Genomic DNA, 17,211 nt, shown 5'->3' with positions numbered 1-17,211 from the left:
ATGCGCCTGTTCCTGCTGCTCGCCGCCTGTACCGCCGCTCTCCCCGCCGCCGCGCAGCAACGGTCCGGGTCGGACCAGATCACGGTCAATGCGCCCGGGGCGCAGCCCCAGGCCACCGTCATCGCCGAGCCGGTCGCGCTGCTGATCGCCGGGTTCGACAGCGACGGCGACGCGCGTGTCACTCGCACCGAGTTCGACGCCGGCCTCAAGCGCAGCTTCGACAGCGCCGATACGGCGCATACCGGCAGCCTCAGCTATATTGCCTATTCGGACTGGTCGCTGCGCTGGATGGGCGATCGCAACACCCTGCCCAGCCCGTTCGAGATCGACCGCGACGGCGACAACAAGGTGAGCTGGGCCGAATTGCAGGACCGCTTCGCGCTGATCTGGACGCGGTTCGACAAGAACAAGGACGGCGTGATCGAGCGCAGCGAGCTGGTGACGATCCGCCCGCCGGCGTTCAGCCCGATGGACGGCAAGCGCAAGCGGCGCTGATTCCTACACCGCCAAGCCGCTCAAACACTTTCGCCGCAATGCGCTAGCATCACATGGGTGACGCCCGCTAGGATCGCCCGACATGTCGGGAAATCACGCGCACGGCCATCATCATGGCCACTCACACGGGCATAGCCACGGCCATAGTCACGGGCACGGCCATTCGCACGGCCATGGCATAGGGCACGGCCACGCGCCCGCCGATTTCGGCCGCGCCTTCGCGATCGGGACCGCGCTCAACATCGCCTTCGTGGTGATCGAAGGCGGCGCCGGGATCTGGACCAATTCGATGGCGCTGCTGGCCGATGCCGGCCACAATCTCTCCGACGTGCTCGGGCTGCTGATCGCCTGGGCGGGCGCTGAGCTCGGCAAGCGCCCGGCGACCCCGCGGTTCACCTATGGCCTGGGCGCCTCGTCAATCCTCGCCGCGCTTATCAATGCGCTGCTGCTGCTGATCGCGATCGGCGCGATCCTGCTTGAGACGGTCCAGCGCTTCGCCGATCCCCCCGCCGTGGCGCCGATCCCGGTGATGCTGGTGGCGGGCGCGGGCATCGTCGTCAACCTGGGCACCGCGCTGCTCTTCGCCCGGGGGCGCGACCACGACATCAACGTCCGCGGCGCCTACCTCCACATGGCGGCCGATGCCGCGGTATCCGCCGCAGTGGTGGTCGCCGGTGCGCTGATCTGGTGGACCGGGCTGCGCTGGATCGATCCGGCGATCAGCCTCGTGGTCGTGGTGGTGATCCTGGTCGGCACTTGGGGGCTGCTCCGCGAATCGGTCACCATGGCACTGCAGGCAGTGCCCGATCGCATCGATCTGGAGGCGGTGGAGCAGGCGCTGCTCGCCCAGCCGGGCGTCACGCGGGTCCACGATCTCCACGTCTGGCCGATGAGCACCACCGAAACGGCGCTCACCGCGCATCTCATCATGCCCGATGGTCATCCGGGTGACGCATTTCTGCTTCATCTTCAGCACCAGCTCGCGCATGATTTCCGGATCGAGCACAGTACGGTACAGATTGAATTGGGCAACGGGGCGGAGTGCAGGATGCATGGACCTGGCAGCGGACACGGGTAAGACGAGCGCCATGGCGGCCCGGCCGCTGGACCTCGTCATCTTCGATTTCGACGGCACGCTGTCCGACAGCGGCGACTGGTTCGTCTCTGTCGCCAACGACCTCGCCGAACGTTTCCGCTTCCGCAAGATCGCGCCGGACGAGGTGGAGCTGCTCCGCCGCAAGAGTTCGCGCGAGGTGATCGACTTTCTCGGCATCTCCCGCTGGAAGATGCCCTGGATCGCCCGGTACGTCCGCAAGCTGGTGAGCCGCGAGGCGCACCGGATCGAACTGTTCCCCGGCACGCCCCACCTGCTGGAGCGGCTGGTCGACATGGGCGTGAAGCTGGCGCTGGTCACCTCCAACTCGGAGGAAAATGCCCGCAAGATCCTCGGCCCCCGCTACGCCGCTAAGATCCATTGCTATGCCTGCGGCTCGTCGCTGTTCGGCAAGGCGCCCAAGTTTCGCCGCGTGCTGCGCAAGATGGGCGTCGCCCCCCATGCCGCACTGGCGATCGGCGACGAGACTCGCGACGTGGATGCGGCGCGTGAAGTCGGCATGCGGGCAGGTTCGGTGCTGTGGGGCTATGCCGCCGAGGATCTGCTGACCGGCATGTCCCCGGACGCCGTTTTCCGCACGCCCGAAGAGATCGTCCATTACGTCAGCCGGCATCGGGGCTGAGGTACCGCCATGTCCTCCCCCGGGCGGGGGAGGATCAAGCGTGGCCTTCAGATATCCAGCGCCCAGCCGTCGCGACCCTTGGGATCGGGCGGGGTGACGGGCACGTAGCGTTCCGCCCCGGCAGCAAGCCGCAGGATCGTCCAGTCGCCGCGGCGGTCGATGGCCTCCAGCGTGCAGCCGCACGCCTCGAACGCTTCCACCACCTGGGCGCGCTGCGTCTCCAGCAGTCCGGCCAACACGATCGTCGCATTCGGCGCCGCGATGGCGGCAAGCTCGGGTGCCATCGAGACCAGCGGCCCCGCCAGGATGTTGGCGATGACAAGGTCGTAGGGCGCCTTGGCGGTGATCGCATCGCACAGCGCGCCGTCCGCTACCACCAGGTCGACGCCCTCGATCCCGTTCGCCACCGCATTCTCGCGCGTCACGTCGACTGCGGCGGGATCGATGTCGGTCGCCATCACCTTGGCCGCGGGCCAGAGATGCGCGCCGGCGAACGCGAGCAGCCCGGTGCCCGTGCCGACATCGATGATGTTCGCGAACTGGCGATCCGAAAGCCCGTCGAGCATCGCCAGGCAGCCCGAGGTCGTCGCGTGATGCCCGGTGCCGAAGGCCCGGCCCGCGTCGATCAGGAACGCCCGGCCGCCCTGCGGTGCCTCGACCGGATGCGCGCTGGTGTGGACGACGAAGCGCCCCTCGCGGATCGGCTCCAGCCCTTCCTGACTCAGCGTCACCCAGTCCTGCGCGGTCAGCGCCTCGACCTCGGGTTCGATGCCCGCCGCGCTCGGCACCAGCGCCTTCAGCGTCGCCAGCATCGCCGCATCGGGCTCGTGCTCCATATAGGCGTCGAGCAGCCAATGCTCGACGTCATCTTCCACCGTCTCGGTGGTCATCAGCACCGCATCGATCTCGATCGTGCCCGCGTCGATCGCCTCGGCCTCGGCGCGGGTGCAGGGCAGGCTGACCTTCCAGCTATCGATCTCAGCGGACATAGCTGGCTCCATTGGCGTCGAGCACCGCGCCGGTCATCGAAGGCGGCGCATCGAGCGCGCAGAATTTTGCGATGGCGGCAATCTCCTCCGGGCTGGCGACGCGGCCCAGCGGGATGTCCGCCAGCAGCTTGTCGCCGCCGCGGCTCGCCAGATAGTCCTCGGCCATGCCGGTCATGGTGAAGCCGGGGCAGATCGCGAAGGCGAGGATGCCCTCGCCGGCGTAGCCGCGCGCGATCGACTTGGTCATGCCGACCATGCCCGCCTTGGAGGCGGCATAATGCCAGTGCGCCGGGCTGTCGCCGCGATAGGCGGCGCGGCTGGCCACGTTGACGATCCGGCCGCCGCTCTTGCGGTCCTGCCAGTGGCGCACGGCGAGCCGGCACAGTTCGGCCGAGGAGGTGAGGTTCACGCGCATCGTGCGCTCCCAGCCCTCGACCCAGTCGTCATGGGGCGCATCGAGCGGGTTGGCCTCGAAGATGCCGGCATTGTTGATCAGCACGTCGATCCGGCCGTCCAGCGCGTCGAGCGCCTGCTGCCAGAGCGCCTGCGGGGCGGCGGGATCGGTGAAGTCGGCGGGGATGCCGCTGCGCGTGCCCTGGCCGACCAGCGTCACGCGCGCGTCGTCGCCAAGCAGCGCCATCGTCGCCGCGCCTATGCCCCGGCTGCTTCCGGTGAGGAGGATATGGGTCTTCATGGCCCCTGCCCTAGCGCGGGCGGGTGGGCGCGTCACCCCGCCACGCAGGCGTCAGTCGTGCAGCACCGCCACGCCGAGCGCGCCGAGATTGACCGTCAGCTGGACGCTCAGCGCATGGTCCATCTGCGGCCGCGCGCCGTTCCGTCCGACGCGATACTGGTTGAGATAGCCGATATCGGCATTCAGCGCCTTGCCCAGCGGCACCGCGACGCCGAGGATGTTGCGCATCCGCTCATAGCCCGCGCGCTGGCCCCAGCGCGTGTCGTTCACCAGGATGATGCTTTCATGGCTGGCGAACAGCGCAAGCCGGTGGCGCCCGACGGGCAGATTGTAGCGGAGCAACGGCCGGATCCGCACCCCCACGCCGCGCGCGTGCGCCACGAAGCGCTCGTCCACGCGGAACCGCCCGGCGAAACGGCCGCTGGTCACCACCAGATGTTGCCGCAGGCGATCCTCGTCGGGCGCGAGGTTGAGGTTGTGAAAGCCGACGCGGCGATAGCCCATGCCGAGCTCGATGCCCTTGCGCATCTGCCAACCCAGAATGCCGCCATATTCGGTGGTGTAGATGCCCCCAAGTCGGTCCCCTGCCCGCGCGATCTGCTCCACCGTCAGGCGCACGCGCGGGACAACCGGCACCACCACGTTGAGCTGCTCCCAGGCCTGCACATCCTCCTGCTGCGCCCGCGCAGGGACGACACCGGCGAGCAACAGAAGCGCGGCACAGGGAAAGACACGAGACATCGAACCGCGATGCACCGCTGCGCACCGCGGATCAACCCGCGGCGGCGTTGCTTCAGATCATGCGGACACTGCCGTCGAGAAGTCCTCGGCCGCAGCGCGCAGCTGGTTCAGCCGGTCATCCACCTCGGTCACGTCGTGCTGGAGCGTGTCGATCTCGCTGGTGACGCTCTTGGTATCCTCGCGGATCGCCCCGATCGTGGCGGACATCGAGTCGGCCGCAAGCGCGGTTTCGTCCACCGCTGCGGTGATCGCTGTCACCGTCTGGGCCTGCACTTCCATCGCGCTGCGGATGCGGTTGGCGCTTTCCTGCACCTCGGAGACGGTCGCCCGGATCGAGGCGTTGGTCTCCACGGTCGAGCGCGTCGCCGACTGGATCGCGGCGATCTTGGCGGCGATGTCGTCGGTGGCGCGGGCGGTCTGGCTGGCGAGACTCTTCACTTCCTGCGCCACCACCGCGAAGCCGCGCCCGGCATCCCCTGCCCGCGCGGCCTCGATCGTGGCGTTGAGCGCGAGCAAATTGGTCTGCCCGGCAATGTCGCGGATCAGGCCGAGGATCGATTCGATCGACTTGGCGTGATCGGAGAGCATCTCGCTCATCCCCACCGCCTCGCTCGCCTGCCCCGAGGCCCGCGTCGCGATGCCCGCCGCCGCTTCGACTTCGGTGCGGGCATCCTCGATCGCGCGGATCAGCCCCGCCGCGGTCATCGCCGCCTCACGCATCGCAACGGCGGACTGCTCCGCCGCGGCCGCGACTTCGCTGGCCTTGCCGAGCATGCCGCGCGCGGCACTGGAGGCACCCTGCGCCTGCAGCCGGATGCGATTGCCTAGCATCGTCGCGCCTTCGATCGATTCGGCGATGCTGGCGCGGAACTGGTCCGAGCGTGCGCGGCGTTCGTCATGTACCGACTCGGCATCACGCGCGCCGAGATGCGCCGCCATCAGGTCCACCTCGGCCATGGCGATACGCTGCACCGCATCGCTGAGCCGGGCATAGCGATCGACATCCCCATCCACCTTGCCCCGCAGCATGTCGAGCGCCTGGCTATGGGCATAGGCGAAATGCGAGATCAGCACCGGCAGCGGCACGCCCATCAGATAGGTACGCGCGGCATAGTCGCAGACCATCTGCGCCCATTCCTCGCTGAACGGCTGCTCGAACTTCACGCGATCGTAGCGCGCGCCGCCGGCGACATGCGCCTCGGACTCAATCTCTGCGCGCATCTGGCTGCTCAGCCGGCCGCGAAGAAGGTGCTGCTGGCACCGCCGCGAAATCAGCTCGTGCGCGTCCTCGAGCAGGCCGGCGATGTCGGCACAGCTGGCGAGCAGCGTGCCGTCCCAGTCATAATCGTGACGGTGTTCGCTCAACGAGCGCGCGCCGCCGCTCCACTGGCCGGGCTTGCGGCTGGCCGCCAGTGCAGACCCCATCACGCCGCGACCATGGCGACGAACTCGCTGGCGCTGCCCTTCAGCGCGCCAAGCTGTTCGTCGAGCGCCGCAAATCCCTGGCCGACCCGATCGATCTCGGAGGCGACCGCCTCGGTATCGGCGCGGATCGCGCTGATCGTCGCCGACATCGAATCCGCCGCCAGCGCGGTCTCGTCGACTGCCGCGGTGATCGCAGTGACGGTCTGCGCCTGCACTTCCATCGCGCTGCGGATGCGGTTGGCGCTTTCCTGCACTTCGGAGACGGTCGCGCGGATCGAGGCGTTGGTTTCCACCGTAGAGCGCGTCGCCGATTGGATCGCGGCGATTTTGGCAGCGATGTCGTCGGTCGCCCGCGCGGTCTGGCTGGCGAGGCTCTTTACTTCCTGGGCCACCACCGCAAAGCCGCGCCCGGCATCGCCTGCTCGCGCCGCCTCGATCGTCGCGTTGAGCGCGAGCAGGTTCGTCTGCCCCGCGATATCGCGGATCAGGCCGAGGATAGATTCGATCGACTTGGCGTGATCGGATAGCATCTCGCTCATCCCCACCGCGTCGGTCGCCTGGCCGCTCGCGCGCGTCGCGATTGCCGCCGCCGCTTCGACTTCGGTGCGGGCGTCCTCGATCGCGCGGATCAGTCCGGCCGCGGTCATCGCCGCCTCGCGCATCGCCACGGCCGACTGCTCGGCAGCGGCCGCGACTTCGCTTGCCTTGCCGAGCATGCCGCGTGCCGAAGCAGAGGTGTGCACCGCCTGGCCGCGCAGCTCCTCGCCGCCGCGCGACGCCCGCTCCACGGTCGCGCCGATCGACAGCTGGAACTCGTTCGCCAGCCGATCGCGCGCCACCTGCGCGCTGTGCTCGCGGTACATGTTGTAGATCTCAACGGTGATATCCGCCTCGAGCGCAGACAGGCGCATCAGGGTGTCGACCAGCACCGGCAGCCGCGCATCGGCGCCCCCCACCCGGCGGATCAACACTTCCAGCGCCGCGCGGTCGCTCGCGCTGATCATCGAAAGCAGCGCCATCGGCGGCACCCCCTTCTCATAGGCGGCGGCGACCGAGCGCTCCACCGACTCGATCCAGGTCTTGGTCGTCGTCTCCAGGAAGCGGCTGCGCAGGAACACCACGCCCACGTCGATCATCTTGGCGGTGTCCGACGGCGCCCAATCGCGCTCCTCAGGAAAGCAGCGGACCCACTGGTGCCAATAGGCGGCAGAGACCGCTTCGATCTCCGGCTCTAAAATGTCCCAGCATTCGCGACTTGATTTCTGAAGCGAGCCTTCGAAATCGAACACATGCAGCCGCGCCGCCACGTCGATCCGTGCGCTCATCGTGCCGGCAGCCGCCAGCGCCTGGGTGGAAACCGAATCGCTCACCTACGTCACATCCCCGGTCGGCGGCCGGGCTTCGGCCGCATCGGGCCAAGCTATGTCGCTTCAGTGGTTAAGAGCCGGTTAGGAGCGCATCTGGCATTGCGCGCGTGCAACATCTTGCATCCACCGCCCGGCTGAACCTAAGGGCAATCCGTCTTGCATCCTCGTCTGGCGGGCTTAAGGAAGCCCGCGTCGACCGAAAGGATTTATCGTTGGCCAACGTCCGCAACACGGCGCGACCGCTGTCGCCGCATCTGGGCATCTACAAATGGGGACCGCACATGGCGGTCTCGATCATTCACCGCGCCACCGGCTCCGGCATGGCGACCGTGGGCACCGGGCTTTTCGTCTGGTGGCTGGTCGCGCTGGCCTATGGCCCCGATGCCTATGCGACCTTCCTGGACGTGTTCACGTTGCAGAACGGCCAGCTCAACATCCTCGGCTATATCGTCGGGATCGGGATGAGCCTGTCCTTCTTCCAGCACATGGCCTCGGGCGTGCGCCACCTGTTCCTCGACGCCGGCGCGAATTTCGAGCTGCGGGGCAACAAGCGCACCGCGCTGACCACCTTCGCGGTCAGCATCCTCGCCACCGCGATCTTCTGGGTCGTGCTTCTGGAGAAGGCGCATGGGTAACGGCACCCGGCTCGGTCGCGTCCGCGGCCTCGGTTCCGCGCATGAAGGCGCGGGCGAATGGTGGAAGCACAAGGTTTCCGCCGGATCCAACCTGCTGCTGGTACTGTGGCTGATCGTCTCGATCGCCCTGCTGCCCGCCTATGATTACGCGACGATGGTGGCCTGGATCGGCCAGCCGCTGGTCGCGGTGCCGCTGATCCTCCTGGTGCTCAGCGTCACCTTCCACTTCCGTCACGGCCTGCAGGTCGTGATCGAGGACTATCAGCACGACGAAAGCCGCTTCGTGCTGATCGTCCTGCTCGAATATTTCACGATCACCGTCCGCGTGCTCGCGATCTTCGCCATCCTGAAGATCGCCTTCACCACCACCGGAGTGGCTGCCTGATGTCCGCCGCCTACAAGATCATCGATCATATCTACGACACCGTCGTCGTCGGCGCGGGCGGCTCGGGCCTCCGCGCGGTGATGGAAGTGGCGCAGTCGGGTCTCAAGACCGCCTGCATCACCAAGGTGTTCCCGACGCGCAGCCACACCGTGGCGGCGCAGGGCGGCATCGCCGCCAGCCTCGGCAACATGGGTCCGGATCACTGGACCTGGCACATGTACGACACCGTCAAGGGCTCCGACTGGCTCGGCGACCAGGACGCGATCGAGTATCTCACCCGCGAGGCTCCGGCCGCGGTGTACGAGCTCGAACATGCAGGCATGCCGTTCAGCCGCACCGACGAGGGCAAGATCTACCAGCGCCCGTTCGGCGGCATGATGCAGAACATGGGCGAAGGCCCGCCCGCGCAGCGCACCTGCGCCGCGGCGGACCGTACCGGCCATGCGATGCTGCACACGCTGTACCAGCAGAGCCTGAAGTACGACGCGGACTTCTTCATCGAATATTTCGCGCTCGACCTGATCATGGAAAATGGCGAGTGCCGCGGCGTGATCGCGCTGTGCATGGAAGACGGTTCGATCCACCGCTTCCGCAGCCATGCGGTGGTGCTGGCGACGGGCGGCTATGGCCGCGTCTACCAGTCGGCCACCTCGGCGCACACCTGCACCGGCGACGGCAATGCGATGGTGCTCCGCGCCGGCCTGCCGCTGCAGGACATGGAGTTCGTCCAGTTCCACCCGACCGGCATCTACGGCGCGGGCGTGCTGATCACTGAGGGCGCGCGCGGCGAAGGCGGCTATCTCACCAACTCCGAGGGTGAGCGCTTCATGGAGCGCTACGCCCCGTCGGCCAAGGATCTCGCCAGCCGCGACGTCGTGTCGCGCTCGATGGCGATGGAGATCCGCGAGGGCCGCGGCGTGGGCAAGGAGAAGGACCATATCTTCCTTCACCTCAACCATATCGACCCGAAGATCCTGCACGAGCGCCTGCCCGGCATCACCGAGACCGGCAAGGTCTTCGCCGGCGTCGACCTTACCCGCCAGCCGCTGCCGGTGGTCCCGACCGTCCACTACAATATGGGCGGCATCCCGACCAACTATCACGGCGAAGTCGTGCGCCTGCACGACGGCAACCCGGACTCGGTCGTCCCCGGCCTGTTCGCCGTCGGCGAAGCGGCCTGCGTGTCGGTGCACGGCGCCAACCGCCTCGGCTCCAACTCGCTGATCGATCTCGTGGTGTTCGGCCGCGCGACCGGCAAGCGGATCGTCGACATCCTCAAGCCGGGCACCCCGCACCACCCGCTCCCGAAGGATTCGGAAGCGCTGGCGCTGGGCCGCCTCGACCATTTCCGCAATGCGAACGGCGGCACCCGCACCGCGCAGCTGCGCGCCGACATGCAGAAGACAATGCAGCGCCACTGCGCCGTGTTCCGCACCGAGGAGCTGATGGCCGAGGGCGTGGCGCACATGGACCAGGTCTATGCGGGCATGCAGGACGTGCATGTCAGCGATCGCTCGCTGGTGTGGAACACCGATCTCGTCGAGACGCTGGAGCTGGATAACCTGCTCGGCCAGGCGATGGTGACGATCCGCAGCGCGATCAACCGCAAGGAAAGCCGCGGCGCCCACATGCACGAGGACTTCCCCGAGCGCGACGACGCGGGCTGGATGAAGCACACCATCGCGACGTTCGACGGCTGGGGCGGCAAGGGTGGCACCACCGCGATCGATTATCGCCCGGTGCACGACTACACGCTCACCGACGCGATCGAGTATATCAAGCCGAAGAAGCGGGTGTACTGATCCGTTAGCGGATGGGTTTAGAAAAGGCCGGGGCGGCGACGCTCCGGCCTTTTCGTTTGGGGTGGGGTAGTATGAACCCCACTCACCCTCACCCTCCCCACCGCCTCCGGCGGCGGGTCCCCTCCCTCTCCCGCAGGCGGGAGAGGGAGGGAGGCGCGTAGCGCCGGAAGGATGAGGGTGAGTAGGGGCAGCGAAGCTACCGAAGCACCCCGAATCGCGCACTCGCCAGATGATGCGCATGGCAGATCGCCACCGCCAGCGCGTCGGCCGCATCGGCGCCGACGATCTTCACCCCCGGCAGCAGCCGCGAGACCATCGCATGGACCTGCTCCTTGTCGGCATTGCCGACGCCGACGACGGACTTCTTCACCGTGCTCGGCTTATACTCGCCAACATCGATCCCCACCCGCGCGGCAGCGCACAGCACCACCCCGCGCGCCTGGCCGAGCTTGAGCGTCGACTGCGCATTGGAATTGACGAACACTTCCTCGACCGCCGCCGCCTCGGGCGCGTGATCAGCGATCAGCGCGGCGAGCATCGCATCGAGATGGGCGAGCCGGCGCGGCAGCGTGGCCTTGGTGTCGGTCACCAGCTTGCCATGGCCGAGATGGCTGAGGCGGTTGCCCTCGGCACGGATCAGGCCCCAGCCGGTGGTGCCAAGGCCGGGATCGAGGCCAAGGATAATCACAGACCCTCCCCGGCACGGGGAGGGGGACCAGCCGAAGGCTGGTAGAGGGGGCTCTCCACCAGCGAGTACCTTGGGGAAGCCCCCCGCCACCACCGCTTCGCGGCGGTCCCCCTCCCCGTTCCGGGGAGGAGCGAGAAGATCAACCCAGCTTCTCCATCACGTCGTCGGGGATCTCGTAATTCCCCCACACCGTCTGGACGTCGTCGTCATCGTCGAGCGCGTCGAGCAGCTTGAACAGCGTCGCGGCGTCGTCGGCGCCCACCGTCACCATCGTCTGCGGCCGCCAGGCGAGCTTGGCGCCCTCGGACTCGCCGAGCACCGGCTCCAGCGCCTTGGCGACTTCGTGCAGGTCGCCCTGCGCGGTCCAGATCTCGTGGCCGTCCTCGCTGCTGGTGACGTCCTCGGCACCCGCTTCCAGCGCCGCCTCGAACACCTTCTCGGCGTCGCCGGCGCTCGCCGGATAGGAGATCAGGCCCAGGCGGTCGAAGCCGTGGCTCACCGAACCGGCGGTGCCCAGGTTGCCGCCGTTCTTCGACACCGCGGTGCGCACGTTGGTGGCGGTGCGGTTGCGGTTGTCGGTCAGCGCCTCGATGATCAGCGAGACACCCGCCGGGCCGAAGCCCTCGTAGCGAATCTCTTCGTAGTTATCGCCTTCGCCCTTGCTCGCCTTGTCGATCGCGCGCTGGATATTGTCCTTGGGCATCGACTGCGCCTTGGCGGCGTTGATCGCGGCGCGCAGGCGCGGGTTCATGTCCGGGTCCGCCAGACCCATCTTTGCCGCCACGGTGATTTCGCGGCTGAGCTTGGAGAACATCGCCGAGCGCTTCTTATCCTGCGCGCCCTTGCGGTGCATGATGTTCTTGAATTTGGAATGGCCTGCCATGGTGAACCCGAACTGCCTGCGGTCTGGAGGAGGTGGAAAGCGCTCGCCTTAGCGCGGTTGGCCGGCGAGCGCCATCGCAGGGCTCAGATGCCCAGCGCCTGCTTGTAGGTTTCGAGCAGCATCTCGGCCTCTTCGCGGTGATGCTTTTCCATCTTCCGCAGGCGAACGATGGTGCGCATCGTCTTCACGTCGAAGCCGGTCGACTTGGCTTCGGCATAGACGTCCTTGATGTCGTCGGCGATGCCCTTCTTCTCCTCTTCGAGACGCTCGACACGCTCGATCAGGAGGCGGAGCTGCTCGGCGGAAATATTGTCGGACATGGGTGTTCTAGCTCCTGAAGCATGAGATCGGACGAGGCACGCCGCGCGAGAGTCGCGCAGGTCGGATCGTCCGAAGGGAAAGGAATCCGGCGGGCCCTGTACGCCAGCCGGCGCCTTCGCTCAACCTTAGTCCTTCGGGAAGGCCTGCCGCTTGCCGCGCAGCGTGTGCACCACGCCGGCGCGCATCACGGTATCGACATGCTCCAGCACCGTTACGTCCTGCAGCGGATCACCCGAGACTGCGATCAGGTCCGCCGCCTTGCCGGGTTCGAGCGAGCCGAGCTGGTCCTTGCGGCCGAGTGCATCGGCGGCATCCAGGGTCGCCGCGCGAATCGCGCCCGCCGGGGTGAGCCCGGCGCGAACGAGCAGCGCGAACTCCTTCGCATTCTCGCCGTGGCGCGACACCCCGGTGTCGGTGCCGAACGCGACCTTCACCCCGGCCTTGATCGCCTTGGCGTGGCTCGCCGCCGCGGCCGCAGCCGCCGCTTCGGCCTTGGGGATGGTGGCAGGCGGCAGCTTGCCCGCGCGGGCATTGGCGAGCGCGGTCACCGGCGCGATCATCGTCGGGACCAGCCAGGTGCCGTGCGCCTTCATCGCGGCAATGGTGGCATCGTCGAGGAAGCTGCCATGCTCGATCGAGTCGGCCCCCGCTTCCACCGCGCCGCGTACGCCCTCGGCGGCATGGGCGTGGACCGCAACGCGGCGGCCGAACGCGTGCGCCGTCTCGACGATCGCCTTCATCTCCTCGTCGGACATCTGCTTGCCCAGGCCGCCCGCGACGTTGGAGAGCACACCCCCGGTCGCAGCGAACTTGATCACCTGCGCGCCAAGACTGATCTGCTGGCGCACCGCGCGGCGGCAATCGTCGGCGCCGTCACAGGTGTTGATCTGGCGGTGTGCCACCGCTTCGGCAAATTCCTCGGCGAGGCCGTTGGTGCCGTCGCCATGTCCGCCCGAGACCGAGATCATCCGCCCGGCATTGACGACTCGCGGACCCGCGATCGCGCCGCGCTCCACCGCGTCGCGCAGCGCGCGGATCGCGCGGGGATTGCTGCCGAGGTCGCGGACGGTGGTGAAGCCTGCTTCCAGATCGCGCCGCGCATCCTCGATGCCGATGATGAATTCGTCGGCCTCGTCCTCGGTGAGCGCATTCATCCGCTCCTTCACCGGATCGCCCTCGGAGAAGAGATGGACGTGCAGGTCGATCAGGCCCGGCAGGACGAACTTGTCGCGCAGGTCGAGCAGGGTCGCCCCCGCCTCGGGCGCGACGAAGCCTTCCCGAACCTCGGCGACCTTGCCGTCGCGCAGGATCAGCGTGCTGGCGCCGCGCGGCGCCTGGCCAGGTTTGTCGAGCAGCCGCCCGGCCTGGACATAGGTGACCTTGGAAGACGTTTGGGCGAGAGCGGGAACGGCCGTGGAACATGCCAGCGCGGCCAGCAACAACGTCTTCATGCCCATCTCCCCCTGTCACGCCCCCATTTCAGGCCCGGTTCAGGCGTGGGGGTCGGTCATGCTGGGAGGATCACTGGCCGGGAAGCTCTCGTCAAGCGCCTCGTCGAGCTCGGCGTCGTCGCGGCCCTCGTTCTTCTTCAGGCTCGCGTCCATCCGCGCCAGTTGCTCGGGCGTGGCCTCGCTCTGGTACTTCGCCTTCCATTCGGACTGCTCCATCCCGTAGACGATTCGGCGCGCATCGGCCTTGGCGATGCTCGGATCGGCTTCGTGGATCCAGTCGCCCAGGCAGTTCCGGCAAAAGCCCGAAAGCCCCATCAGATCAATGTTCTGGGCATCGTGGCGATGGCGTAGATGGCGCACCAGCCGGCGGAACGCCTTGGCCGCTGTTGCGTCATCCAGGCGATCTAGTTCATCCATGTGGCACCTCCGCAGTTGATGTTAACGCATTTGGGGCTAGAGGCGGGCACGCACAAGCCGAGGAAGACAACGATGACACAGGCGATCTCCCCCCGCTCGCGCAAGGTGCGCGTCCTGGCAACATTGGGACCCGCCAGCGCGTCCCCCGAAATGATCGAGAAGCTGTTCCGCGCCGGCGCCGATGCGTTTCGCATCAACATGAGCCATGGCGACCAAGCCTCGAAGATCCCGCTCTTCGAAGCCATCCGCGCGATGGAAAAGACCACCGGCCGTCCGACCACGATCCTCGCCGACCTGCAGGGGCCAAAGCTGCGCGTCGGCAAGTTCGCCGAGGGCAAGGTGATGCTGGTCACCGGCCACCAGTTCACGCTGGACCGCGATCCCACCCCGGGCGACGCGACCCGCGTCGAGCTGCCGCACCGCGAGATCTTCGAAGCCGCGCATGCCGATGCGCGCCTGCTGCTCGATGACGGCAAGCTGGTGCTGCGCGTCACCGACGCGACGCCCGACCGGCTGACCACGATCGTCGAGGTTGGCGGCGCGCTGTCGAACAACAAGGGCCTCAACGTCCCCGACATGGTGCTGCCGCTCGCCGCGCTGACCGAAAAGGACCGCAGCGACCTCAGCTTCGCGGTCGAACAGGGTGCCGACTGGATCGCGCTCAGCTTCGTCCAGCGTCCCGAGGATCTGATGGAAGCGCGCCGCCTGATCGGTGGCAAGGCCGCGCTGCTCGCCAAGATCGAAAAGCCTTCGGCCATCGCGCGCCTGGAGGAAATCCTGGAGCAGTGCGACGGCGTAATGGTCGCTCGCGGCGATCTCGGCGTCGAGCTGCCGCCGCAGACCGTACCGCCGCTGCAGAAGCGGATCGTCGAGTCGGCGCGTCGCCTGGGCCGCCCGGTGATCGTCGCGACCCAGATGCTCGAATCGATGATCGAGAGCCCCTCGCCCACCCGCGCCGAAGTGTCGGACGTGGCGACGGCGGTCTATGACGGCGCCGACGCGATCATGCTTTCGGCCGAAAGCGCCGCGGGCAAGTGGCCGATCGAATCGGTGTCGATGATGAACTCGATCGCCGATGCGGTGGAGCGCGACCCGGCGCATGGCGACCGCGTCCACTTCACCGTCACTAAGCCCGATCCGACGACCGCCGACGCGCTGGCCGAAGCGGCGAAAAACATCGCGGCGACGGTGTCGGCCTCGGCGATCATCTGCTTCACCAGCTCGGGCTCGACCGCGCGGCGCATCGCGCGCGAGCGGCCGCTGGTGCCGATCCTGGTGCTGACCCCCGAGCGCGACACCGCGCGTCGCCTGGGCCTGCTCTGGGGCACCCACGCCGTGCAGACGCGCGACGTCGACTCGTTCGAGGAAATGGTCGGAAAGGCCAAGCGCATGGCGCTGCGCCACGGCCTCGCCAAGGCGGGCGACCGGGTGATCGTCTGCGCGGGCGTACCCTTCAAGACGCCGGGCTCGACCAACGTGCTCCATGTGGTGACGCTGCTCGGCGACGAGCTGACCAGCTACACGGGGCCGGAAGGCAACTAAGCCCCATCCTCCCCTCCCGCTCCGGCGGGAGGGGATTACCCCCGCCCCATCCGCATCGCCGCACCGGCGACAAAGGGGCAACCCGCGACCAGCACCAGGCTGATCGCCGCGAGCAGCTTGATCGCGCCGGGCTCGCCGCCGGTGGCACCCGCGCCAAAGATCAGCAGCGGCACCGCGAAGGGCAGCATCACCAGCCCCGCCAGCGCGCCCGCGCCGCGCAATCCCGCCACCAGCGCCGCCGTCGCCACGCCCAGCGCCGCCAGTCCCGGCGTGCCGATCGCCAGACCGATCAGGATCGTCCCCAACGCCGTGCCGGGCACATGCAGCAGCGCCGCCGCGACGCAGGTCGCCGCCAGCAACGCCGGACCGAAGCCCAGCCAGTGCCCCAGCATCTTCGCCGTCGCGATGCCGGCGTCCGAGAAGCCGCGCACCACCAGCTGATCGAGCACGCCGTTCTCCGCATCGGGCGTCACCAACCGCTCGACCGGGAGCAGTGCGGCGAGCAATGCCGCCGCCCAGATCACGCCGCCGCCGATCCGCGCGAGCAGCCGCCCGTCGGGCCCCACCGCGAAGGGGAACAGGATCGCGACCAGCAGGAAGAAGGCGATCGGCAGCACCAGCCCGCCGCTGCTCCACGCCCGCCGCAGTTCGCGCCAGACCAACGCGATCACAGCGCGATCTCCTGCGCGTCCGGCAGCGCGATCGGCTGGTGCGTCGCGACCAGCACGATGCCGCCGCCCGCGCGGTGCGCGGCGATCCGCGCCTCCAGCATCGCAACCGAGGCGGTGTCGAGGCCATTCCCCGGCTCGTCGAGCAGCCACACCGGTGCGCCGCTCGCCAGCACCCGGGCAAAAGCCGCGCGCCGTCGCTGGCCGGTCGAGAGCAGCCGCACCGGCACGTCGGCGATATCCGACAGGCCGACCGCTTCCAGCGCATCGGCGACTGCGTCCCCGCGCCCGTCAAGCCCCGCCCAGAAGCCGAGCGCTCCCGCGAGCGTCCGCTCCGCATCCAGCGCCGCGGCTTCGCTGAGCAGCGCTCGCGCGCCCTCGCCCGTCACGCGCCCGCCCAGCGGCGCGAGCAGCCCGGCGGCGATGCGGATCAGGCTCGACTTGCCGACGCCATTGGGCCCGAGCACCAGCCCGGCCTCACCGGGCGCGAGCATGAAGGAAAGCCCCTCGAAGAGGATCCGTCCGCCGCGCAGGCAGGTCACGGCGTCAAAGGCGAGGCCGGGGTTCAATCCGCGGCGTCTTCCAGCGCGTGCATGGCGTCGTCGGACAGGCCGAAATGGTGGCCGACCTCGTGGATCACGACATGATGGACCAGCCGCTCGAGCGGCTCGCCGGTCTCCACCCATTCGTCGAGGATCGCGCGGCGATACAAATGGATGCGATCGGGCAAGCCGCCGGAGTCGAACGCCGATTTCTCGCCGATCGGGCGGCCGTGATAGAGGCCGCTGAGCGCAAAGGGATCGTCGATACCGAGCGCGTCGAGCGTCTCCTCGTCGGCGAACTCCTCGACCAGCAGCACCACGTCGGCGAGGTGCGCCTGGAACGGCGCGGGGATGCGGGCCAGCGCAGCGCGGGCAAGGCGCTCGATCAGGGCGGCATCGGGGGCGAAGGTTGGCGCTTGCTCCGGCATGG

General features: G+C 68.2%; 20 protein-coding genes. 7 read left to right on the top strand and 13 right to left on the bottom strand.

The genetic code is table 11. From position 1 onward, the window contains the following. The 3 genes from ACTJKY_RS05870 (at position 1) to ACTJKY_RS05860 (ending at position 2,231) form a co-directional block, all read left to right on the top strand. Positions 1 to 495, top strand: coding sequence for an EF-hand domain-containing protein (locus ACTJKY_RS05870; protein ID WP_440844796.1), 495 nt, complete (start codon positions 1 to 3; stop codon positions 493 to 495). 82 nt (positions 496 to 577) lie between these two features. Continuing rightward, positions 578 to 1,573, top strand: a complete 996-nt coding sequence (locus ACTJKY_RS05865) for a cation diffusion facilitator family transporter (protein ID WP_440844795.1) — start codon at positions 578 to 580, stop codon at positions 1,571 to 1,573. After that, positions 1,548 to 2,231, top strand: coding sequence for an HAD hydrolase-like protein (locus tag ACTJKY_RS05860; RefSeq protein WP_440844794.1), 684 nt, complete (start codon positions 1,548 to 1,550; stop codon positions 2,229 to 2,231). Before ACTJKY_RS05865 ends, ACTJKY_RS05860 begins: the two co-directional genes overlap by 26 nt. Before the next feature lie 47 nt (positions 2,232 to 2,278). Here ACTJKY_RS05860 and ACTJKY_RS05855 read toward each other — a convergent pair whose 3' ends face one another. From ACTJKY_RS05855 to ACTJKY_RS05835, 5 genes are read right to left on the bottom strand one after another with little or no spacing between them, the layout of a single operon-like run. After that, positions 2,279 to 3,220, bottom strand: a complete 942-nt coding sequence (locus ACTJKY_RS05855; protein WP_440844793.1) for a 50S ribosomal protein L11 methyltransferase — start codon at positions 3,218 to 3,220, stop codon at positions 2,279 to 2,281. Next, entirely contained in the window at positions 3,210 to 3,914 is a 705-nt protein-coding gene (locus tag ACTJKY_RS05850; RefSeq protein WP_440844792.1) for an SDR family NAD(P)-dependent oxidoreductase, read from the bottom strand. Before ACTJKY_RS05850 ends, ACTJKY_RS05855 begins: the two co-directional genes overlap by 11 nt. A 51-nt stretch (positions 3,915 to 3,965) precedes the next feature. After that, complete coding sequence (locus ACTJKY_RS05845; protein WP_440844791.1) at positions 3,966 to 4,655, bottom strand: DUF2490 domain-containing protein; 690 nt, start codon at positions 4,653 to 4,655, stop codon at positions 3,966 to 3,968. A gap of 57 nt (positions 4,656 to 4,712) precedes the next feature. Next, complete coding sequence (locus tag ACTJKY_RS05840; protein WP_440845239.1) at positions 4,713 to 6,080, bottom strand: methyl-accepting chemotaxis protein; 1,368 nt, start codon at positions 6,078 to 6,080, stop codon at positions 4,713 to 4,715. Beyond that, complete coding sequence (locus ACTJKY_RS05835) at positions 6,080 to 7,405, bottom strand: methyl-accepting chemotaxis protein (protein ID WP_440845238.1); 1,326 nt, start codon at positions 7,403 to 7,405, stop codon at positions 6,080 to 6,082. Before ACTJKY_RS05835 ends, ACTJKY_RS05840 begins: the two co-directional genes overlap by 1 nt. A gap of 254 nt (positions 7,406 to 7,659) precedes the next feature. Here ACTJKY_RS05835 and sdhC point away from each other — a divergent pair, with 254 nt between their 5' ends. From sdhC to sdhA, 3 genes are read left to right on the top strand one after another with little or no spacing between them, the layout of a single operon-like run. Beyond that, positions 7,660 to 8,082, top strand: coding sequence for a succinate dehydrogenase, cytochrome b556 subunit (gene sdhC / locus ACTJKY_RS05830; RefSeq protein ID WP_440844790.1), 423 nt, complete (start codon positions 7,660 to 7,662; stop codon positions 8,080 to 8,082). Beyond that, positions 8,075 to 8,467 (top strand): succinate dehydrogenase, hydrophobic membrane anchor protein, encoded by a 393-nt coding sequence (sdhD, locus tag ACTJKY_RS05825; RefSeq protein ID WP_440844789.1) that lies wholly within the window; start codon positions 8,075 to 8,077, stop codon positions 8,465 to 8,467. Before sdhC ends, sdhD begins: the two co-directional genes overlap by 8 nt. Continuing rightward, entirely contained in the window at positions 8,467 to 10,269 is a 1,803-nt protein-coding gene (sdhA, locus tag ACTJKY_RS05820) for a succinate dehydrogenase flavoprotein subunit (RefSeq protein WP_440844788.1), read from the top strand. The genes sdhD and sdhA overlap by 1 nt, the downstream gene beginning before the upstream one ends. A 196-nt stretch (positions 10,270 to 10,465) precedes the next feature. Here sdhA and ruvC read toward each other — a convergent pair whose 3' ends face one another. The 5 genes from ruvC to ACTJKY_RS05795 form a co-directional block, all read right to left on the bottom strand. Continuing rightward, positions 10,466 to 10,957 (bottom strand): crossover junction endodeoxyribonuclease RuvC, encoded by a 492-nt coding sequence (ruvC, locus tag ACTJKY_RS05815; protein ID WP_440844787.1) that lies wholly within the window; start codon positions 10,955 to 10,957, stop codon positions 10,466 to 10,468. A 139-nt stretch (positions 10,958 to 11,096) separates the two neighbouring features. Continuing rightward, positions 11,097 to 11,840: a YebC/PmpR family DNA-binding transcriptional regulator gene (locus ACTJKY_RS05810; RefSeq protein WP_066720190.1), complete on the bottom strand. Its 744-nt coding sequence runs from the start codon at positions 11,838 to 11,840 to the stop codon at positions 11,097 to 11,099. Positions 11,841 to 11,923: 83 nt separating this feature from the next. Then, positions 11,924 to 12,160, bottom strand: a complete 237-nt coding sequence (locus ACTJKY_RS05805) for a DUF2312 domain-containing protein (protein WP_010543233.1) — start codon at positions 12,158 to 12,160, stop codon at positions 11,924 to 11,926. 126 nt (positions 12,161 to 12,286) lie between these two features. Further along, positions 12,287 to 13,612, bottom strand: a complete 1,326-nt coding sequence (locus tag ACTJKY_RS05800; RefSeq protein ID WP_440844786.1) for an amidohydrolase family protein — start codon at positions 13,610 to 13,612, stop codon at positions 12,287 to 12,289. A 39-nt stretch (positions 13,613 to 13,651) separates the two neighbouring features. Further along, positions 13,652 to 14,029: a DUF1244 domain-containing protein gene (locus ACTJKY_RS05795; RefSeq protein ID WP_440844785.1), complete on the bottom strand. Its 378-nt coding sequence runs from the start codon at positions 14,027 to 14,029 to the stop codon at positions 13,652 to 13,654. 72 nt (positions 14,030 to 14,101) lie between these two features. Between ACTJKY_RS05795 and pyk the strand changes: the two genes are divergently transcribed. After that, positions 14,102 to 15,571, top strand: coding sequence for a pyruvate kinase (gene pyk, locus ACTJKY_RS05790; RefSeq protein WP_440844784.1), 1,470 nt, complete (start codon positions 14,102 to 14,104; stop codon positions 15,569 to 15,571). Between the two features lie 35 nt (positions 15,572 to 15,606). Here pyk and ACTJKY_RS05785 read toward each other — a convergent pair whose 3' ends face one another. From ACTJKY_RS05785 to ACTJKY_RS05775, 3 genes are read right to left on the bottom strand one after another with little or no spacing between them, the layout of a single operon-like run. Next, positions 15,607 to 16,242, bottom strand: coding sequence for a heme exporter protein CcmB (locus ACTJKY_RS05785; RefSeq protein ID WP_440844783.1), 636 nt, complete (start codon positions 16,240 to 16,242; stop codon positions 15,607 to 15,609). Beyond that, positions 16,239 to 16,808, bottom strand: a complete 570-nt coding sequence (gene ccmA, locus ACTJKY_RS05780) for a heme ABC exporter ATP-binding protein CcmA (RefSeq protein WP_440844782.1) — start codon at positions 16,806 to 16,808, stop codon at positions 16,239 to 16,241. The genes ACTJKY_RS05785 and ccmA overlap by 4 nt, the downstream gene beginning before the upstream one ends. Then, the gene (locus ACTJKY_RS05775; RefSeq protein WP_440844780.1) at positions 16,805 to 17,209 is read right to left on the bottom strand and encodes a metallopeptidase family protein; all 405 of its coding nucleotides are present in this window, start codon (positions 17,207 to 17,209) and stop codon (positions 16,805 to 16,807) included. Before ACTJKY_RS05775 ends, ccmA begins: the two co-directional genes overlap by 4 nt. Between the last annotated feature and the right edge of the window lie 2 nt (positions 17,210 to 17,211).

It is taken from the genome of Sphingomonas sp. 22176, from assembly GCF_052045505.1.
GTDB lineage: Bacteria > Pseudomonadota > Alphaproteobacteria > Sphingomonadales > Sphingomonadaceae > Sphingomonas.
The sequence above is the reverse complement of the archived record's forward strand: the minus strand, read 5'-3'. Positions and strand labels throughout refer to the sequence as shown.

Coding starts and splice junctions, on each gene's coding strand:
- pyk (WP_440844784.1), top strand. CDS start 14,102: ATGACACAGGCGATCTCCCCCCGCTCGCGCAAGGTGCGCGTCCTGGCA.
- ACTJKY_RS05805 (WP_010543233.1), bottom strand. CDS start 12,160: ATGTCCGACAATATTTCCGCCGAGCAGCTCCGCCTCCTGATCGAGCGT.
- ACTJKY_RS05865 (WP_440844795.1), top strand. CDS start 578: ATGTCGGGAAATCACGCGCACGGCCATCATCATGGCCACTCACACGGG.
- ACTJKY_RS05850 (WP_440844792.1), bottom strand. CDS start 3,914: ATGAAGACCCATATCCTCCTCACCGGAAGCAGCCGGGGCATAGGCGCG.
- ACTJKY_RS05810 (WP_066720190.1), bottom strand. CDS start 11,840: ATGGCAGGCCATTCCAAATTCAAGAACATCATGCACCGCAAGGGCGCG.
- ACTJKY_RS05860 (WP_440844794.1), top strand. CDS start 1,548: ATGGACCTGGCAGCGGACACGGGTAAGACGAGCGCCATGGCGGCCCGG.
- ACTJKY_RS05775 (WP_440844780.1), bottom strand. CDS start 17,209: ATGCCGGAGCAAGCGCCAACCTTCGCCCCCGATGCCGCCCTGATCGAG.
- sdhD (WP_440844789.1), top strand. CDS start 8,075: ATGGGTAACGGCACCCGGCTCGGTCGCGTCCGCGGCCTCGGTTCCGCG.
- ACTJKY_RS05840 (WP_440845239.1), bottom strand. CDS start 6,080: ATGGGGTCTGCACTGGCGGCCAGCCGCAAGCCCGGCCAGTGGAGCGGC.
- ACTJKY_RS05870 (WP_440844796.1), top strand. CDS start 1: ATGCGCCTGTTCCTGCTGCTCGCCGCCTGTACCGCCGCTCTCCCCGCC.
- ACTJKY_RS05835 (WP_440845238.1), bottom strand. CDS start 7,405: ATGAGCGCACGGATCGACGTGGCGGCGCGGCTGCATGTGTTCGATTTC.
- ACTJKY_RS05855 (WP_440844793.1), bottom strand. CDS start 3,220: ATGTCCGCTGAGATCGATAGCTGGAAGGTCAGCCTGCCCTGCACCCGC.
- ACTJKY_RS05795 (WP_440844785.1), bottom strand. CDS start 14,029: ATGGATGAACTAGATCGCCTGGATGACGCAACAGCGGCCAAGGCGTTC.
- ACTJKY_RS05845 (WP_440844791.1), bottom strand. CDS start 4,655: ATGTCTCGTGTCTTTCCCTGTGCCGCGCTTCTGTTGCTCGCCGGTGTC.
- sdhA (WP_440844788.1), top strand. CDS start 8,467: ATGTCCGCCGCCTACAAGATCATCGATCATATCTACGACACCGTCGTC.
- ACTJKY_RS05800 (WP_440844786.1), bottom strand. CDS start 13,612: ATGAAGACGTTGTTGCTGGCCGCGCTGGCATGTTCCACGGCCGTTCCC.